Raw genomic sequence first — 19286 nt, 5'->3', positions numbered from 1 at the left:
TTTGCCCACAAAGGTATTAAAATATTATTTTTTGTAAACTTAGGTTACTTTTACCGATCTTTTTTTTCTGTCTTGAAAGAGAATGTAAATTAAGGAACAAACCAATAGTTTATATGAGCCGTATTAAATTTCTGACTGTCACCTTACTGATGTTGGGATCTGCCGCTTTTGCACAAAAAGCCGGATCTGCCAACGGAAAGGGCGCACAGGCGATCAGCCGCCCCAAACTGGTGGTGGGAATGGTCGTAGATCAGATGAGATGGGATTATCTTTACCGCTACGCTGACCGTTACACCAGTAACGGGTTCAAACGTCTTTTGAATGAAGGATTTTCCTGTGAGAACACTTTCATCAATTACATGCCTACTTACACCGCCTGCGGCCACACCTGCGTATACACCGGCTCCGTTCCCGCTGTTCACGGGATCACCGGTAATAACTGGTACGACAAATTGCTGGGCCGCAGCATGTACTGCACGGAAGATACCAGCGCCCGTTCCGTGGGAACGCCATCCTCCGCCGGAAAAATGAGCCCGCGCAACATGCATGTGTCCACCATCGGGGATGAACTGCGCCTGGCCACCAATTTCCGCAGCAAAGTGGTGGGGATTGCGATCAAAGACCGCGGCGCCATTCTGCCTGCAGGCCATAGCGCCAATGCTGCTTACTGGTATGACGGATCTACGGGTAACTTCGTTACCAGCGACTATTACATGAAAGAACTGCCTTCCTGGGTGAGCGATTTCAATGCACAGCGGCTGCCGGCAAAATACCTGTCGCAACCCTGGAATACCCTGTATCCCATTGAAACATACAAGCAAAGCACGGAGGACGATAAACCCTATGAAGGCCGCTTCAGAGGGGCGAAAAACGCCGCTTTCCCGCATGTGCTGGCAGGCACCATGGGCGACGGTTTCGGTGTGCTCGCTTCTTCCCCTTACGGGAACACCTTTACGCTGGAATTTGCCAAAAAGGCGCTGGATAACTATGCGCTCGGAAAAGGCGACTTCACGGATTTCCTGGCGGTGAGCCTGTCTTCCACAGATTATATCGGTCATCAGCACGGCCCTAATTCCATCGAGATAGAAGATACTTATCTCCGGCTGGACAAGGACCTGGCGGGTTTTTTCAGTTACCTGGACCAGCATGTGGGCAAAGGGCAATGGCTTTTCTTCATCACGGCGGACCATGGCGTGGGCCATGTGCCGGGTTTCCTGGAAGAGAAAAAATTCCCGAACGGCATCTGGAAAGGCAGCGGCATGATGAAAACGCTGAATGAAGCAGTACAAAAGGAGTTCGGTGTGGAAAAAGTCCTCACCGCTGCATATAATTATCAGTTCACCTTCGATCAGCAGAAGCTGAAAGCTTCCGGCAAGGCCGAAGAGATCAAGGCGCTCATCATCGAGGAATGCCTGAAATATCCCGGCGTGTCCAATGCGTTCGACCTGCAGAAACTGGGCGCTCAGGCTTTACCTGAGCCGCAGAAAACCATGGTAACGAATGGCTATTACCCGATGCGCTGCGGCGATATTATGGTGGTGCTCCACCCCGGGTGGCTGGATGGCGGCGCCACAGGCACCACGCACGGCCTCTGGAATCCCTATGATTCACATATCCCGCTGGTATGGATGGGCTGGGGCATTCAGAAAGGCAAATCCAACCGCACCATGGGGATGACGGATATTGCGCCCACCATTGCGGCGATGCTTCGCATACAAATGCCTAATGGCAACGTTGGTCATGTGATCGAAGAAATAACCAAATAATTGCACGGAATAATACTTGTCAGGGGCTGGCCATTATTTTTTGGTCAGCCCCTGATTTATTCGGGTGCCTGATGAAGACCTGTCTCCGTTCAGGCAATCCTCAAAGTCTTCATTTTTCTTTTTGATCAGCCGCTAGTTTACAGACACTTGCGCAGGGCTTTATGCAATAAAAATAATTCACTTACATTTGGATGATGTCTGCTGTAACGTATCATACCGGGAACAGGATCGCCACCATCACCCTTAACCGGCCGGACAAGCGCAATGCGCTCAACGGCGAGGTGGTGCGCGCATTACGGGAAGCTTTTGCAAAAGCGGAGGCGGATGAAAACGTAAAAGTGATTGTGCTGGCAGCGAATGGCAAAGCCTTTTGCGCAGGGGCGGACCTGGAATACCTGCAACAGTTGCAGCAAAACAATTTTGAGGAGAACCTGGCCGATTCACGGGAGCTGATGCTGCTGATGCAGGAGATCTATACCCTGGAAAAGGTCGTGATCGCGCAGATAGAAGGGGATGCCATTGCCGGAGGTTGCGGGCTGGCCACCGTAGCGGACCTCAGTTATGCCGTACCCACGGCAAAGTTTGGTTATACCGAAGTGAGGATAGGGTTTGTGCCGGCGCTGGTGAGCGTTTTCCTGGTGAGGAAAACAGGCGAGGGAAGGGCCAGGGAATTGCTGCTGACCGGCGGGCTGATCACGGCGGAACAGGCTGCGGCGTACGGATTGATCAACGGGATTGTTCCCGCCGGAGATATCCGGGCTTTTGTGGACGGTCTGGCGAATGACCTTTGCCGGGATGCATCCGCCAACTCCCTGAAAGTCACCAAGCAACTGGTTCGCACCGCACTGGATCAGTCCCTGACGGAAGCACTGGAATCAGCAGCACGCATCAATGCGGAAACCCGGCAGCACCCGGACTGCCGCAAGGGAATTGGCGCCTTTTTGGGCAAGTCAAAACCAGCGTGGTAGCGGATTTAGCACATTTGGCACAGAATTTTCACACATACCTATGAATTAACTGAAACCATTATGCGAAAATTGTTAAGAACAGGGGGATGGCTGATGGTGCTTTTAACAGGCCTTAGAGCGCCGCTATTGGCCCAGCGTACCGTTTCGGATGCCCGGATCACCTATACCATCGAAATGCCGCCTGAGCAGCTCCAGATGGAAGCTATGCTTGCCGGCAGCCATATGGTGCAGTACATCCGGGGAGACCGCAGCAGAATTGACATGACTTTCAATGTGGTGAACTACATCTATCTCATTAATGCCAGGGAGCAGTCCGTCATCACACTGATGGATATCCATGGCGACAAATACCTGATCCGCAGCGACCGTAAAGCGTATAAAGCGGAGATGAAAAAATATGAGGCCACGCAGTTTACCGACCAGGAAGAGGTCCGCGAAATAGCCGGCTACAAATGCCGCAAGGCTATCGGTAAAATGGAAGACGGCACAACCTTCGAAGTATTCTATACCATCGACCTGGTGCCGGAGAACAGAGGCTATAACAGCCGGTTTGTGAATTTAAAGGGCATTCCCCTGGAATATGAGATCGTTATGCGGGCTGGCTCCAAAATGAGGGCGGTGGCTACGAAAGTGGACCTGAGCCCCGTTCCCGCATCGGTATTTGATGTGCCGGGCGGGTATAAGGAGATCACCGCGGAGGAATTGAAAAAGATCAGGGGTTAAAAATATAAAAACAAACTGCCTCAAATTGACCGGTATCCCATCTGGCGTAACGCATTGTAACGCCATTAGCGGATCAGCGGCACAATTTGAGGCAGTTTTGTTTTTACCTGAATCGAACATTCCCGAAAAATAAATGATTGCCCGGCATCCGTCATAAAACGGTCCAGATAGGGAGAATAGGTTTGTACCCTGATCTCTTTCCTTTTTACATCCACCGTCAGTATCCGCAGAAATCCGTTCCCGCCGTTCTCCGACCCTTTTACGCCCTGCTGGTAGTTCGCCAGCATCTGGTACACTTTATTCCCATGTTTGCCTTCACTGATCAGCGTACCCGTTCCGCCATGCAATACGTGGCCGCTGAAGACCATCAACACGCCAGGGTGGCGGCTGACCAGCTTTTCCCACATCTGTTCACCGTTATTCGGGGCTTTGGCCCCGGTGTCTTTCCCCAGCCCGTAACCCTGCGGCAGCCAGCTGTCTCCTTCTCCCATTCTCGTACTGTCAGAATACATGTACGCATGGGTGTTGATGATCACCAGGTGGCGCGGATGTGCGGCTATAACAGTATCGGCCCATTCCAGCACTTCGTTGCGTGGCCCGAATTCGAGTGATAATACCAGCCATTTTTTTCCGCCGCCGGAGAAAGTATGCCAGGTATTGTCCGTTTTCCCGGGTTCGAATGCACCGCCGAAGTGGGGCAAGCGACTGTAATGATCATAGGGGAAATACCGGTTCAGCAGCTCCGAATCCCGCACGTCTGAATTGCGGCCGAGGTCGTGATTGCCCGGCACGAAGGAATAAGGCACCTTGCCGTCCATTTTTTGCATGGCGGCGCGGGCTACTTCCCATTGGGCGGGTACATTGTCATCGGTGATATCTCCCTGGTGCAGCACGAAGGCGATACTGTCCGCCTGCCGCGCGATCCATTCCGTTTGGGCATGAAAGATGGCAGGATAAGCGCGGCTGTAGCTTTGTGTATCCGGCAGCAATACAAGGCGGAAAGGTTTCGCGGCGCAGCCGGAAAACATGATGAAAAGCGGAAGGAGAAGTAAAGCATAGCCCGGGCTTTTTTTTGCCCGGGTTATGCTTTTTGGAAACTGTTGGATCATATCTATCGTTTGCAAACTATGGAAGCGTGATGGTAATGGTTTTGCTGTAGTTGAACCGGTTATTGGCATTGGCCGTTCTGGCCGCAGCTCGGATGTAATAGGTCTTGCCGGTTTCCAGCGCTTTGATGGTATCAATATAATTTTCCGCCAGTATTGCTTCATCACTGAGCGGGGAAAGGTTTGTAGCCGCCTGTTTCAGCCATACCGTGTTGTTCACGGTAGGGATATGGGAGCAGAGGGCTTTTCTTTCCATGATCTTCGGCCCGGCGAGGCTGCGGGAGATCTTGTACCGCACGATGATATTGTTGCCGTTATATGCTTCTGCCGTAGCGTTCAGGTGAAGGTAGGGAATGATATTGAAGTTCACTTCCGTTCTGCCGGAAACGGTCACGGTGGCCGTATCGGTCAGCGGGAAGAAAGCCCCTTCTATCGGCATCACCTTGTAGGTAGCGGGGAAAACATAACCCCGTTCAAAACTGCCGTCCGGTTTGCCGTGAAAATTCTGTACAGCAACGTTGGGATTGATATAATCCTGTTCTATGTAGCGGATGCGGAAACCGTTCGGTTGTTCCGTTTCGAACGGTTCATCGCTGGTCTCGTCTATCAGCCGGCCGTAAATGGTGCCGGTGGGCGGGTCGTAATTGTCCAGGTCGGAGCATGCGCCGAGCAGCATCCATATCCCGCATGTTATCAAAGCAAATATTCCTGTTTTCATCCGTTAATATTTTATTTTTTTACGGGTCAGATGACATCGAAGATGCATCGAGCCCAATAAGATTTAAACATACTCGAGATAAACCTCGCATTAACATGATTCGGTGTGATAAAATGTATCATGCCAAGTTTCATCCTGATGATCTGCTGACGGTTTAATAATTCGGATTCTGCTCCAGGTTTGGGTTTTTTTCTCTTTCCCCGTTGCTGATCTTTTCATAGTACATCCTTGCGTGGAACGTTTTGGCGTAGCCCACGGGTTTTCTGCGGAAGATGTAGGCGTTCGCATCCAGGTCAAGGTAAGGGAGTATGGCGGAAAAAGAGGTGTTGTTCAGTACCTGGTCTGCCAGTCTCCAGCGGCGCAGGTCCCAGTAGCGGTGGCTCTCAAAGGCCAGCTCTACCATCCTTTCATGCCGCACCCTGTCGCGTGTCACTTCTGCATCGTTGAGCAGCCGGATGCCGGCCCTGTCCCGGATCTCGTTAACGGCCCATTTGGCGGAAGGAACGTCATTCAGTTCAATGGCCGCTTCTGCATAATTCAGCAGCACTTCGCCCAGCCGGAGATCGATAAAGGCCTGGGTGGAGGTCCAGCCACGAACGGTAGAGCGTTCATAGGCCGGGTTCATGTATTTTTTGATGTAGAACCCTGTTTGCGACAGCTCCGTTCCGCCACCAATGCCGTTCAGCCCGATGATATGGATGGTGCCGTTCACGTTATCGATCTGGTGGGTAGCAGGATTGTAAAGCGTGTTGTAATTTCCCGCCGTCACTTCCGCGCCGCCGTCGATCAGGCCGGCCCGCACTTCGATGGCGGTTCCGCGCCAGTCCGCGAACGGATGCAGGATGGTGGCGAAGAAACGCGGGTCTTTGTTTGCGAAGATATCCACGGGGTTGGCATAGTGAATGGGATTACCGCTGTTGTCCACAAGCTTCAGGGTGCCGGGCGTACCATCCACATATTCGAAAGCTTCGCACATTTCCAGTGTGGGGCCTTCCCTGGAGCCGTAGCCGTCAGGTGAACGGACCGCAAAGGGCAGTCTCCACAGGTCGTAAGAATGCGCTTTTTCAGGATATACGAAGTATTTGGCAAAGATCACTTCACTGTTATTCTGGTCCAGGAAAAGCTGCTGGAAATTCTCCGCTTTGTCCGGCCGGCCGTTGTAAAGTGCGTAGCGGGTGTCTTCCAGTACTTTTTCCGCGGCATTGAAGGCGGCTGTCCAGTAAGTGTTGGCGTCACCCGGCGGAATACCTACAAGGCCATCCAGGTCCGGAGTTCCGTATTTTGCAATAGATGCCGCATAGATCATGGCCCGGGATTTCAGCGCCCATGCCGTGGTTTTGTTGGCTTTACCTTTTCCATTCACGGCAGGCAGCAGTTCCGCGGCTTCATCCAGTTCCTTCGCAATAAAATCATAGATCTCCTTTTCCGTATTGCGCGGCACCTGTAAAGATGCAATGTCGCCCGGCGTGAATTGTTGTACCTGTGTGATCAGGGGAATACCGCCATAACGTTTTACCATGCCGAAATAGTAGTAGGCGCGCACGAACTTCGCTTCGCCCATGAAGGTGTTTTTGGCGGTGGTGGAAAGGTTGGCGGATGGCAGTTTGGAGATCAGGTTGTTGACGTTGCGCACACCATTGTAAGGCCAGTAGGATAGCCATTCACCATTCCCGATGGTGGTCTGCGCATCACCGGAACTGGCCAGTGCCTCTTCCGTAAGGTGGCTCAGGAAAGTACCGGAGTTCCATACGTTGAAACCCGCCCGGGGGCTGAAGTTGAAGTCCTCAACCGGCAACAGGTTGTACAGGCTTGCCATATAGGCTTCCACACCGGATTCACTTAACAGTATCTCATCTTCCGGCAGAATGTTGAACGGACTTTTGTCCAGTATTTTCAGGCATGACTGGAACACTATGCAAAGCAGCAGTGTGAAGCCTGCCAGTCTTGTTTTATTTTTCATCCGTTTATTTTTTATTTTTTTTCGGGTCGGATGGAGCCTCGGATGTTTGTCATACAGAGCCTCCGTGATCGCGCCCTCAGAGTGAAATGTTTACACCAAAATTGAAGTTCCGGGTGATCGGATACAGGGAACTGTTGTCCTGCGGCGTTTGTTCCGGGTCGATGAATTTGATCTTCGTCCAGGTATGCAGGTTGAAGCCGTTCACATACACGCGCAGGTTCCGGATGCCTGTTCTGCCCAGGATGCGCTGCGGGAAGGTATATCCGGCCTCCACACTTTTCAGGCGGAGGAAGGAAGCATCCTGCAGCCAGAAATCGGATACCTTGTAGTTGGAATTGGTGGTGGTGCGGTAAGCCGGGTATTTTCCGGGCACCCATTCGCTGTTCTTGTCATTCATATCGGCAAGATGCCATCTGTCGTTGAATATGGCCAGGCTGTTCCTGCCCCAGCGGAGCGGCGTCTGAAGGGCGCCGCCGTATATCACATCGAAGTTGGCCGCACCCTGCATCAGTATGGAAAGATCGAATCCCTTGTAGCCCGCATTCAGCGTGAGGCCGAAGGTGTATTCCGGGAAACGGTTCGGGCTGGCGTAACCGGAGGTGGCGGTGGTACCGCGACCGATGGGCGTTTCATCGCCGCTGTCTATCACGCCATCATTATTCACATCCAGGTATTTCAGGTCGCCGGGGAGGAGGTAGCGGTTGCCGTTGCCATCCTGCACGGGAGCATTGTAGATCTCGTCCATTGTCTGGAAACGGCCGATCACGCGGTAGCCCCAGATGATATTGTTCCATCTTTCGTTGGGATTGCCGCGCCAGTTGTCGTATGCATTCCCCGGCAGCGCTCTTTCTATATAACGGTTCTTTGTGCGCGCATAGGCCACATTCCCGGTTATGCTTAGCTGCACATCGCGGATCTTGCCCGAATGGCCCAGCGTCAGTTCGTAACCGCGGGTAAGGTCGCTGTTCAGGTTTTCCTGCGGCAGCCCTGCGCCTACAGTGCCTGGCAGTGTGAGGTTACGGGTGGCCAGGAGGCCGGTACGGTGTCGCTGGAATACATCGAACTCGAAGCGCAGTTTATTCTTCCAGAGGCTGCCTTCCAGCCCGATGTCCGTAGTGGTTGCTTCGAACCAGGTGAGATGGTAGTTCGGCAGGCGCTGGAATCCGAGCCCGGAAACAAGGCCGTTGTTGAAATAATAGTAGCCGCTGGGATAGGAGAACCCGTCCACGAACTGGAAGCTGGATGCCGCATCGTCACCCATCTTGCCCCAGGAAGCGCGCAGCTTCAGGTTGTCTACAAAGGTTATGTTGTCCCGGAAGAATTTCTCCTCCGATATACGCCAGCCTGCGGAAACGGAGGGGAAAAAGCCCCAGCGGCTGCCGGCCATGAACTTGGAGGAACCATCGTAACGGAATGCATATTCCAGCAGATAACGCCCGTCATAATCGTAGTTCAGCCTGCCTATGAGGCCGAGGTTCGCATCATCAATGATGGCGCCTGCATTGGCCGTGGCCTGTTGTGTGGAGGGATCGCCGGCATAAAGCTGGTCAACCTCCAGCACAAGATCGCGGCGGGCCGCAAAATTATCACCGGCATCGGTCCGCAGCTCGTACATCAGCAATCCCTTTACGCCGTGTTTATTGAAATTGCGTTCGTAGTTGAGGGAGGTCTGCACCAGGTGTTTGTAGTTCAGCCCGTATTCCTGGCGGAGATACGAGGGGCTTTGCATGTACGTTGGCGTATAGGTATCATTCACCTGGTCGTATGTGTACAGCGGATATTTCTTTTTGTAGGTTTTTACGTTCCGCGCCAGGTTGTAGTGGCTGTACAGGAATCTGGCTCTCAGGCCGGGAAGGTATTCCGGTGTATAGTTCAGCGCAAAAGAACCCTGGAATGCCCTGTTCTGTGTACGGATGTAGCCGGACATGGCGGTAGATGTGATCGCCAGCGGGTGCGTGCCATCGGCCACTGCGGCGTTCAGGTATTCCGGGTTGTCGTTGGCATAAACAGAAAGGGTAGGGATTTGCATCCACATGGATTTGAACATCAGTACCCTGTCCTGCGTACCGCCCGGCTCGTTCTTTTCATCAAAGATCCCGTCTACATGCAGTTCCGCTTCCAGGTCTTTCCGGATCTGCACGGAGAGGTTGGAGCGGAAGTTGTACCGTTTGTAGTTCAGGTCGCCTGATTTCCAGATGCCCATCTCATCGAAATACCCCAGGGATACGAAGTATTTTGTTTTTTCGGTGCCGCCGCGGAGGTTGAGGTTATGCTGCTGCTGGGGGGCAAATTCCTGCAGCGCCAGTCCCTGCCAGTCCGTGCTCTGCTTTGCGCCGCTGGCATATTCATTGATATCGGCATCGGAGAAGGGAAGGGCATCGCTGCGGTTGTTGATGATATTGTTCAGTTGCACATTTTCATTGGTGAGCGTCATCCAGTCCACCGCATTGCCTACTTCGGGCGTGCTGGTTACATTGGCCCATCCGTACACGCCGGAGTAGGAGATCTCCGTCTTCCCGGCAAGGCCTTTTTTGGTGGTCACCAGTATCACACCGTTGGCGGATTTTACGCCGTATATGGCGGCGGATGCGTCTTTCAGCACGGAGATGCTTTCGATCTCGTTCGGATCTATCTTGTTGAAGTCCGTCCGTACCACGCCATCCACTACGATCAGCGGGCTGCCCATGCCCCGGATGTCGAAATAGGATTCGTAGTTCCCCGGTTCGCTGGTGCGCTGAACCACGCGCAGGCCGGGTAATTTGCCGGCGAGCATATTGGTGAGGTTGGACTGGGTGGATGTTTTGAGTTCCTTTGCATTGATGGCGGAAACGGCGCCCGTCATGGTCGCTTTTTTCTGTGTGCCGTACGCCACTACGACTACTTCATCGAGCGAATCATTGCTTTCGCTCATGGTGATGTTGATCACCCTACGGCCTTCCACTGCCGCTTCCTGTGTGGTAAATCCGATGAAAGAGAATTCCAGTATGCCGCCTTCGTCGGGCAGGGTCAGGGCATACCTGCCGTCTTCGTCCGTGGCCGTGCCTACATTTGTGCCTTTCAGCTTTACGGTAACACCGGTCAGCGGCTCACCTGCGGCAGTGGTTACCCGCCCCGTGACGGTCAGCCTGGGCTCGGGTGTTTCCGTAACCTTCGACGGCAATTCCCGCAATATCTCCGGTACACTTCGGATAGCGTCCCGTGCCCGGTTCAACACAATGCGGTCATCCACCACCGCATAAGAGATGCCGATCGGCGTCAGCAACCTGTCCAGCACAGCGGAAAGCTTGTCCTGCTGCGCCCGGATGACCACCAGCTGCCCGGTTTCAATAATACTTTTACTGTAGACGAATTTCACATCCGCCTTTTTCTCCAGTGCGTCCAGGGCATCCTGGAGCCGTAGTTGCCGTAAAGACATGTCAACAGGGCGGTTCAATACCGATTGCGCTTTGCCCGATTCTGCGCAAACAACCCCTGTCAGCATTACGCTTAAAAACAACTGACTTATTGTGATCCTCATAATTTTACGCCAGTCAATAGAGGTTTGTAAATAAAATTTCATAAATTAGGTTTGTTTCTTTTGAGAAAATGAGACAATACACCCCCGTATCATCTGTTTACAGATGACCTTACCAGGGGGAGTTACCCGGATTAGAAGTGCGCGACCACTTCTAATCTTTTTTTAGCGGAGCATGGATCGATTAATCATTCATAACGGTTTCATTTATTGCAGTTTTAAAAGGATGTTTTCATCGTCTATCTCGTAGCTGATATTCAGGGACTTTTCCAGCATTTCAAGAATAGCCGGGAGATTCTGGTCTGTAAAATCCGCTTTGAGCAGATAGTCGTTCAGGCCGGGGTCCGCGGTGCGGACCTTCACCCCGAAATGTTTGTTCAGGGCAGCCATGACTTCACGCATGGATGCATTATCGAATGACAGGCTGGCCTTTTGCCAGATGCGCAGTTCAGCCTGCCTGTTTTCCGTTTTTTTCAGTTCTTTGGTTTCTTTCAGATAAACGGCCTGCTGGTTAGGCAGCAGTGTAATGCCCGGGGAGCCGTTTTTCCGGCGGGTTTCCACGGATACTTTACCGGTGGCTACCGTTACTTCCGTAGCGGGTGCGTTGTCATGCGCCCTGATGCGGAAGCTGGTGCCAAGTACCCGGGTTACGGTTTCGCTGCTGTAGATCACGAATGGCCGGTCGGGATCCGGGCTTACGTCAAAGAAAGCTTCCCCGCTCATGCTGATCTCCCTTTGGGTGAATGCGCTGTCATATTCCAGCCGGGATCCGGGGCTCAGCCAAACGCTGCTGCCGTCCGGCAGGGAGAGGTAACGGATAGACTTCGTGAGATTGGTCACCATCAGCGGGGCCTGTACACGGATCGTTTCTATACCTGGGGGGCTGACCTGGTACAGCCCTGCAAATCTTACAATCCCCAATAATAACACGGCTGCTGCTGCGGCATATGCAAAAATGCGGATACGGCGGCCCCGGCTCCTGCGGGAGTCCGTGATGCGCGACCGGATGCGGTTCATCATCTGCTGCTTTACCTGTTGCTGACTGGCATGCGGCAGCTCCTCCAACAACCCGCTTTTTTCCTCAAAGGAATCGTACCAGGCAAGTATGAAGGCTTCTTCTTCGGGGTCACAGGCTCCATTCAGATATTTTTCCAGGAGCGCAGGGGATATTTCCTTTTTCATGTTCTTCAGACAGTTTACATGAATAGAGTCGGCATAAATACCGCGAACCCCTACTATGGGAAAAATGATTAGTGCGCACATCAATTAATTGTTAATTTCACCTTGTCCGGCAGGATGAAATTGAAAATATTGTGGTTAACCGCTAGTTTTGAAATTCCACAGAAACTAAAGCTGTTATGCGGAACCGTTACAAAATTTCGGATGAAGCGCTACTGGAACTGATGGGTCAGGGTGATATTTCTGCGTTCGAGGAAATATATAACCGCTATTGGGCAGAATGTTTTGCTGCGGCTTACAAGAGGCTGGGGGCCAGGGAGGGTGCGGAAGAGACCGTGCAGGATTTTTTTACCAGCATGTGGAGCAACCGGCATACCCTGAAAGTGCATACTTCACTGAAGGCTTACATGCATACCTCCATCCGTTACCTGGTGATCAGCCAGATCCGCAGGGAGATGGTCAGGAACAGCTATAGATCGGCCCTGAAAGTGACGGCTAAAGACTACGATAATTCCGCTGAAGAAACCGTGATGGTCAAAGACCTCCGCTCCAGTTACGAGAGAAGTGTGAGACAGCTGCCAACCAAATGCCGGGAAGCATTCGAATTAAGCCGGAAAGCCTATAAGAGTAATAAAGAGATTGCCGCTATTATGGGGATCTCTGAAAAAACCGTGGAAAACCATATCACGAAAGCGCTGAAGATATTGCGGGTTGGGCTTACGGACCTGACGACCTGCCTGGTGTTGTTGTTTTTCCAATAAAAAAGCGCCCATTCAAGGCGCTCTTTACAAAAAATCTCTTTTCAAACTATAATTAACCTTTTCTGAAGGGCAATTTGATCTGCACCTGGTGATACCGCATGGTGGGCTCAGGCGTCTGAACACGTACATTAACGTTGTAAGGAACAACGTAAGTAACGTTACCTTTCTTGTAAGTCATTACAGACTTGACATTTACGGTATTTTTGGAACTCAGGTTGAAGGAGGTCTTCAATACACCGCTGGCAATAAACCCGGCATCAAGGCTCAGGTTTGTCTTGGGCATTGTGGTATTGGTGGTAAGGTTGAAACGGTTTTCCGTTTTTTTAACCTTGTCATCATTATTATCATCAACACTAAAGCCCGGATCATTGGCTTTCACGCTCAATGCAAGCACGAATAAAGCACTTACCATGAGGCAAGACAATGAAAATCTTCGTTTTATGTTATTTATCTTCTTCATTGTACTGCAAATATACGAAAAAATTATCTATCATAACGGAATCTTAATGCAAAATACAAACTTCTCTTAATAAAATGTTAAAAAATACATAAACGGTAAGCGGGTGGCGGTTTGGTGACAGCCCTAAAATCCCATATATTTACAGTAATGAATCACGACTTCCCATCATTTAATGAGTTTAACGAGGATTTTGAAGATTTGAGGGACTTGCTTCAGCAATTTGAGAATCTAAAGGAGGGACGCTCTCATTCCTTTCTGGATGAGGATTCCTTTGAACAGATCATCGACTATTATGATGAGCATGATGAACTGAACAATGCTCTTCAGGCGGTGGAGATCGCCATTGAGCAGTTCCCCTTCTCCTCCGCCCTGCTCCTCAAGAAATCAGCGTTGCTTATTGAGACAAAGAAATACCGGGAGGCCCTGGCCTTACTGGAAAAGGCCGCGCTCCTGGATAGCAACGATATCAATCTCTACATACTCAAAACAGATGTGTACCTGGCCATGAACCAGCATGAAAAGGCGGCGGCGCTGCTGGAAGAGCAGATCGGCATGTTTGAAGGGGAGGACCGTACAGACCTGCTGCTGGAACTGGCGGATGTATATGACGACTGGGAGGAGTTCGAAAAGGTGTTCGATTGCCTGAAGATGTTGCTGGATTATGATGCAAATAACGAGGAAGCCCTGCACAAGATCTGTTTCTGGACGGAATTTACCGGCAGAAATGAGGAAAGCATCCGGCTGCATACCCGGATCATCAATGAACATCCTTATAATCAGCTGGCCTGGTTCAATCTGGGTACGGCATATCAGGGCCTGAAACTCTATGAAAAGGCCGTTGACGCCTACCAGTATGCCGTAGTGATCGATGAAAAATTCGATTACGCCTATCGCAATATGGGCGATGCGTATATTCACCTGCGCAAGTACAACGAAGCTATTGAAGTGCTGCAAAGGCACCTGGAAGTAGCCAAGCCGGAAGATGTGATCTATGAGGCCATCGGGCATTGCTACGAAAAAATGCGCAAGTTCACACAGGCCCGTTACTACTACCGCAAGGCATCCCACCTCAGTCCGAATGACGACAAGCTTTACCTCAAGATCGCGAAGGCGTATATGACGGAAGAGAACTGGGAATGCGCTATCAAGTCCCTCCAGTCCGCGCTCCGCATCAACAAGCAAAGTGTGGAATACAATGTAACCATTGGCCAGTGCTACCTCCAGGTTGGGAGCGACAAGGAAGCGCTGGTGTATTTCCTGAATGCCGTGCGGCTGCGTCCCAGCAGCGCCCAGGCATGGAAAGAACTGGTCCGCGGCCTCTATGTGGCCGGGCATGTGGAAGAAGCCCTCACCCAGCTGGAAGCTGCGGAAGCCAAGATCGGGCGGAAGCCGGTATTTATTTTCTACAGGGCCGCCATGCTGATAGCCATGGGCAGGACAAAAGAAGGGCTGCTTCACCTGGAAACCGCGCTGCAACTGCATCCCAGGCAGGTGAAGAAGCTGGTGGACCTTGATCCGTCCATCCTTCAGCATACCAGCGTGGTGGAACTGATCAGCCGGTACAGACGGAAACGTTAAAATTCACTTTCTAAAAGATTACTTCTTATTTTTGCGGCGGTTTTCTAAATTGTTCAACATTTTAAAAAAAAGGCCAACTTAACCAATCCGATTACAGGTAGGCATAGCTTTGTATGTTAGTTTGGTGGAAATGACCATTAAGAAGAATAAAACCGTGCAAAATGAATTTTAATCTGACGCAAATTCCTGAAAGGACCACCAAGCCCCGGGCTCATGGATTGACCATGGTCATGGACAAAGGCTTGAGCGTAGAAGAAGCAAAGAACTTTTTATCTGCTTCATCGCCTCACGTAGACATTATCAAGCTGGGCTTCGGCACCTCGTTCGTAACGCCCAACCTCCGTCAGAAAATCGAATTGTACCAGTCGGCCAACATCCCTGTTTACTTTGGCGGTACTTTGTTTGAAGCCTTCCTGATCCGCAACCAGTTCGATGAATACGTAAAAACGATAAAGGATTACGGGATCAGCTACATGGAAGTATCCGACGGCTCTATCACCATTCCGCATGCTGAAAAATGCGGGTACATCGAAAAGCTGACCAAACATGGACTGGTGCTCAGTGAAGTAGGTTCAAAAGATGCGGAGCATATCATTCCCCCCTATAAATGGATCGAGCTGATGCGTGCAGAACTTGCCGCCGGCGCCACTTATGTAATCGCCGAAGCCCGCGAAGGCGGTAACGTAGGTATTTACCGCGGTTCGGGTGAAGTAAGGGAAGGCCTGGTGCAGGAGATACTCACACAGATCCCCGCTGAAAAGATCATCTGGGAAGCGCCGCAGAAAGATCAGCAACTCTATTTCCTGGAACTGGTAGGCTGCAACGCCAACCTCGGCAACCTGGCCCCGAATGAGATCATTTCCCTGGAAGCCATGAGGGTAGGCCTTCGCGGCGATACCTTCCACCTCTTCCTGGACAAAGCATAATATATCCATCCGGCGGAACACCGGGGATATGCGCCCTGTGTTCCGCCTGTAACAGCACACCATGCGATTATTCGGTCTCATCGGCTTTCCGCTTTCCCATTCTTTTTCAAAAGGCTTCTTTACAGAGAAGTTTGAAAAAGAAGGCATCACAGGATGCCGTTATGAAAACTTTCCCATTCCGGAGATCGAACAGTTTCCCCGCTTATGGGAAGAAACCCCGGGCCTTGAAGGCCTGAACGTCACTATTCCATACAAGCAGGCAGTGATCCCTTTCCTGGATGAGCTCAGCGAAGCCGTAAAGGAGATCGGGGCCGTGAACTGCATCCGCCGGCAGCATGGCCGCCTGAAAGGATATAACACCGATGTGATCGGTTTCCGGCGGTCGCTGGAGCCCCTGTTGCGCCCTCATCATACCAAAGCCCTGATCCTGGGTGCGGGCGGCGCCGCAAAAGCTGTAAAGTTCGCACTGCGGCAACTGGGCATTACCTATACCGAAGTGAGCCGCAAATACACAGATGGCACCATTGGCTATGAGGCCGTTACCCCGGAGATCATGAAAACCCACTCCCTGATCGTCAATACCACCCCCCTCGGCATGTACCCGGATATTGCCGATGCTCCGCCGATCCCTTACGATCTGATCAGTAAAGATCATTTGCTGTACGACCTCATCTACAATCCGGCTGAAACACAGTTTTTGCAGCACGGCGCTGCGCGTGGCGCGGCGGTGAAGAACGGGCATGAGATGCTGGTGCTGCAGGCGGAGGCATCCTGGGAGATATGGAATGAAGGGTAGATCAGCAACCACTTTTATCTCTCCGCTTCCGGCCGGATCATATAGTACATGCACGTCGTAAAGAAATTCCGCACAAAAGGAATGCCTTTCATCCATCCGAATTGCTCCCTGGGCTGCAGCTTGAATTTATATTTGTAGATGGGGTTGATGAGATAATATTTACGCTGGGTGATATCGAATCCCGCCGCTTTCACGACCTTCTCGAACCGCTCGATGGAAATGCCTGTATCCACCAGCTCCATCAGCTCCCTGACCGTTCCCTCATGCTCCCCGAAGGCCTTCAGCAGGCCGCGGTACAGCGGGCGGGGGAGAAGGTGGATGTACGGCAGGAAGCTCAGCACCTTGCTCTGGCAGATCTGCTGGTGCCCGCCGTGCGGCATATACCAGGGCGGGAAACCGAAATACACCTGTCCGCGCGGGGAAAGCAGATTCTTCAGGTAGGCGACCAGCTTGTCCTGCTCCGGAATGTGCTCAATGGCATCTTTCAGGATGATGAGATCAAAGGCATGCTGAAACTCGCCGAAGAAATCCACATCGTAGATGTTTTTGGCGATCAGCTGCAATTGGCCATTATTGACATAGTCACCCAGAAAACCGGTGGCGAGCGCGATGCGTTCCGGGAACAGGTCAACACCCACACAATGGCAGCCTTTTTCCAGGAAAGGCGTCAGTACCCCGCCTTCGCCGCAACCGATCTCCATTACGCGCAGTCCGTTCATATCCGGGAATTCCTGCGCAATGAAGGGCAAAACGTAATTCCTGGAATTCTCTACCTGCTGTTGGTAGCGAAGGGTGGCATCCGAATGTTGTGGTAGTGACATATGGTTCTGAAAATTCCGTGAAAATAGAAATTTTTTTCAAGTGTCCGCATTCGCGGCCGGCAATCGTTAAATTTGGAACAGTTTTAGCAAAATGAAGATCATGGTAAAATGGATGATGTTGATGTTGTGTTCCCTGCCTGCCCTGGCGCAGCAGAAGGAAGTGGCGCGGATAACAGCAGTATTTGATTCCGCCGCGGTTGCGGAGTTGTACAGCAGTACACCCATCGGTCTGGAGATCAGGTACACGGACAGCAGTGTCCGCCGGACCAGCGGGCTTTTAAAGGGAGATTACAGCTGGAGCAGGATAAAGGTTGAATCGCCGGACGGCGAATGCCGCAACGGGGTACTGCGTTTTTCCAGGAACAATATCCGGCCGGACAATTACCGTATCCGCCTGCTGGTAAGCCTGCAGGACGAGCCGGGAAACAAGCAGCACGAAGTTGACCTGCAGTTGCCGTTCCTCACTGCTATCCGCTTCCGGCATTATACGGACAGCCTGAAACGCGGCATTCATTTTTACCTGAATGTGGAAGGGATCTACAATACAGGGAAGATCTACCCGCTGGATACCACCCGGGTGCGTTTATACGCCAGCGAGGGACGGATCATCGGGCAGGACCTGCTGATACCGCAGGAAGACAGTGTTACCAAAGCTATTTCCGTCAGTGCCGTGTACCGTGGCAACCGGGAGATCAATGCGGCGTCCGTCATCCCCGTGAAGCAGGGTGCGGATGACGAATCGCTCATTATCGAGAATGAAAAGGACCTTTACCGGAAACCGGCCAAAAAGAAGCGAAAGGAATAGCGGAAGATCGCCACGCGCGTCTGCGACTTACTCCTTTAGACCCAGGCCCCGCTTGCAAAATCAACAATTCAACTATAATATTTGCAAATTAATATCCATTGATATACCTTTGCAGTGGCAAGTCTTATACGACCAGCTCCTGCTGAACTCCCCCAGGACAGGAATGTAGCAAGGGTAGGCGGTTGAAGCGGTGCGATATAAGTAACTTGCCATTTTTTATTTTATGAATGGCCGAAAGTTCTTCCCCCTTTTTTTCAGAACCAGTTTGATGTTTGTTTAAATTGCCCGGAGCTTCTTTCGGACCAGGGGTACAAATGCACGTTTTTGAACTTAAACAATACTTAATCTCTCTTTATGAAATTCTTTATAGATACAGCAAACCTTGCGCAGATAAAGGAAGCGCACGACCTTGGTATCCTCGACGGTGTTACGACCAACCCTTCTCTCATGGCGAAGGAAGGTATTAAAGGTGAAGCTGCCATCATGAAACATTATGAAGCCATCTGCGAAGTGGTAGAAGGTGGCGATGTGAGCGCTGAAGTGCTCTCCACCGATTACGCCAGCATGGTGGAAGAAGGGAAGAAACTTGCAGCCATTCACCCGAACATCGTGGTGAAGGTGCCCATGATAAAAGACGGCGTGAAAGCCATCAAATGGTTTACTGACAACGGTATCCGTACCAACTGTACGCTTGTGTTCTCCGCAGGTCAGGCCATTCTGGCGGCAAAAGCCGGCGCATCCTACGTATCGCCGTTCATCGGGCGTATTGACGACGGCAGCTGGGATGGTGTGGAACTCATCGCGCAGATCGCACAGATCTACAGCGTTCAGGGCTTCAAAACGGAGATCCTTGCAGCTTCCATCCGCAATGCCCTCCACATTGTAAAATGTGCGGAAGTTGGCGCCGATGTATGTACCTGCCCGCTGGACTCCATCCTCGGCCTGCTGAAACATCCCCTGACGGACATTGGCCTGGCCAAGTTCCTGGAAGATGCCAAGAAAATGTAAACGAAACAACAGGAAAAGATATAAGAGGGCTGCACCAAAAGACCGGGGCAGCCCTCTTTTTATAGTGCCGTGCCCCCGTGGCCACGGTATTTTTTCCACCATTGACGCCCGTTCCGCATTTCTTTTTTACTTTTAATTTTTTATTTTTTACATTTTCTTCCCTATCTTACTACCTCGTAAACCTAGGTACCACGTTA

Annotated in this window: 16 protein-coding genes and 1 other RNA gene; 10 read left to right on the top strand and 7 right to left on the bottom strand. The window is 51.5% G+C overall.

Annotated elements, in window-relative coordinates; all coding sequences use genetic code 11:
* Positions 1–113 precede the first annotated feature (113 nt).
* From pafA to FW415_RS22350, 3 genes are all read left to right on the top strand, one after another.
* The gene (gene pafA / locus FW415_RS22360) at positions 114–1766 is read left to right on the top strand and encodes an alkaline phosphatase PafA (protein ID WP_148389339.1); all 1653 of its coding nucleotides are present in this window, start codon (positions 114–116) and stop codon (positions 1764–1766) included.
* Positions 1767–1957: 191 nt separating this feature from the next.
* Positions 1958–2734: an enoyl-CoA hydratase/isomerase family protein gene (locus FW415_RS22355; RefSeq protein ID WP_210420774.1), complete on the top strand. Its 777-nt coding sequence runs from the start codon at positions 1958–1960 to the stop codon at positions 2732–2734.
* Positions 2735–2794: 60 nt separating this feature from the next.
* Positions 2795–3457, top strand: a complete 663-nt coding sequence (locus FW415_RS22350; RefSeq protein WP_148389338.1) for a hypothetical protein — start codon at positions 2795–2797, stop codon at positions 3455–3457.
* Positions 3458–3522: 65 nt separating this feature from the next.
* Here FW415_RS22350 and FW415_RS22345 read toward each other — a convergent pair whose 3' ends face one another.
* The 5 genes from FW415_RS22345 to FW415_RS22325 form a co-directional block, all read right to left on the bottom strand.
* Positions 3523–4485 carry a metallophosphoesterase gene (locus FW415_RS22345; protein ID WP_148390047.1) on the bottom strand — a complete coding sequence of 321 codons (963 nt, stop codon included), beginning with the start codon at positions 4483–4485 and terminating at the stop codon, positions 3523–3525.
* A gap of 97 nt (positions 4486–4582) precedes the next feature.
* Positions 4583–5281, bottom strand: a complete 699-nt coding sequence (locus FW415_RS22340) for a DUF3823 domain-containing protein (RefSeq protein WP_148389337.1) — start codon at positions 5279–5281, stop codon at positions 4583–4585.
* 154 nt (positions 5282–5435) lie between these two features.
* Positions 5436–7241 (bottom strand): RagB/SusD family nutrient uptake outer membrane protein, encoded by a 1806-nt coding sequence (locus FW415_RS22335; protein WP_148389336.1) that lies wholly within the window; start codon positions 7239–7241, stop codon positions 5436–5438.
* Between the two features lie 76 nt (positions 7242–7317).
* Positions 7318–10656, bottom strand: a complete 3339-nt coding sequence (locus FW415_RS22330; protein ID WP_168208947.1) for a TonB-dependent receptor — start codon at positions 10654–10656, stop codon at positions 7318–7320.
* Positions 10657–10962: 306 nt separating this feature from the next.
* Complete coding sequence (locus tag FW415_RS22325) at positions 10963–11937, bottom strand: FecR family protein (RefSeq protein WP_168208946.1); 975 nt, start codon at positions 11935–11937, stop codon at positions 10963–10965.
* 176 nt (positions 11938–12113) lie between these two features.
* On the opposite strand from FW415_RS22325, the gene FW415_RS22320 reads away from it, so the two are divergent.
* Entirely contained in the window at positions 12114–12695 is a 582-nt protein-coding gene (locus FW415_RS22320) for an RNA polymerase sigma-70 factor (RefSeq protein WP_148389333.1), read from the top strand.
* A 52-nt stretch (positions 12696–12747) separates the two neighbouring features.
* On the opposite strand, the gene FW415_RS22315 is transcribed toward FW415_RS22320, so the two are convergent.
* Complete coding sequence (locus FW415_RS22315) at positions 12748–13107, bottom strand: hypothetical protein (RefSeq protein ID WP_148389332.1); 360 nt, start codon at positions 13105–13107, stop codon at positions 12748–12750.
* 246 nt (positions 13108–13353) lie between these two features.
* On the opposite strand from FW415_RS22315, the gene FW415_RS22310 reads away from it, so the two are divergent.
* The 3 genes from FW415_RS22310 to FW415_RS22300 all read left to right on the top strand — a co-directional run bounded on the left by FW415_RS22310 (position 13354) and on the right by FW415_RS22300 (position 16455).
* Positions 13354–14733, top strand: coding sequence for a tetratricopeptide repeat protein (locus tag FW415_RS22310; protein WP_246858833.1), 1380 nt, complete (start codon positions 13354–13356; stop codon positions 14731–14733).
* Between the two features lie 161 nt (positions 14734–14894).
* Positions 14895–15659, top strand: coding sequence for a phosphosulfolactate synthase (locus FW415_RS22305; RefSeq protein ID WP_148389330.1), 765 nt, complete (start codon positions 14895–14897; stop codon positions 15657–15659).
* A 61-nt stretch (positions 15660–15720) separates the two neighbouring features.
* Complete coding sequence (locus tag FW415_RS22300) at positions 15721–16455, top strand: shikimate dehydrogenase (protein ID WP_148389329.1); 735 nt, start codon at positions 15721–15723, stop codon at positions 16453–16455.
* Positions 16456–16469: 14 nt separating this feature from the next.
* Here the strand turns inward: FW415_RS22300 and FW415_RS22295 are convergent, their stop codons facing one another.
* Positions 16470–17276, bottom strand: coding sequence for a bifunctional 2-polyprenyl-6-hydroxyphenol methylase/3-demethylubiquinol 3-O-methyltransferase UbiG (locus tag FW415_RS22295; RefSeq protein ID WP_148389328.1), 807 nt, complete (start codon positions 17274–17276; stop codon positions 16470–16472).
* A 100-nt stretch (positions 17277–17376) separates the two neighbouring features.
* On the opposite strand from FW415_RS22295, the gene FW415_RS22290 reads away from it, so the two are divergent.
* The 3 genes from FW415_RS22290 (at position 17377) to fsa (ending at position 19089) form a co-directional block, all read left to right on the top strand.
* Positions 17377–18081: a hypothetical protein gene (locus FW415_RS22290; RefSeq protein ID WP_148389327.1), complete on the top strand. Its 705-nt coding sequence runs from the start codon at positions 17377–17379 to the stop codon at positions 18079–18081.
* Positions 18082–18196: 115 nt separating this feature from the next.
* Positions 18197–18296: signal recognition particle sRNA small type (gene ffs, locus FW415_RS22285), an RNA gene on the top strand.
* Between the two features lie 139 nt (positions 18297–18435).
* Positions 18436–19089, top strand: a complete 654-nt coding sequence (gene fsa, locus FW415_RS22280) for a fructose-6-phosphate aldolase (RefSeq protein ID WP_148389326.1) — start codon at positions 18436–18438, stop codon at positions 19087–19089.
* Positions 19090–19286: the final 197 nt, after the last annotated feature.

The organism is Chitinophaga sp. XS-30 (assembly GCF_008086345.1).
In the GTDB taxonomy this organism is placed as follows: domain Bacteria; phylum Bacteroidota; class Bacteroidia; order Chitinophagales; family Chitinophagaceae; genus Chitinophaga.
Note: the sequence above shows the minus strand (reverse complement) of the source record. Positions and strands in the feature narration are given on the sequence as shown.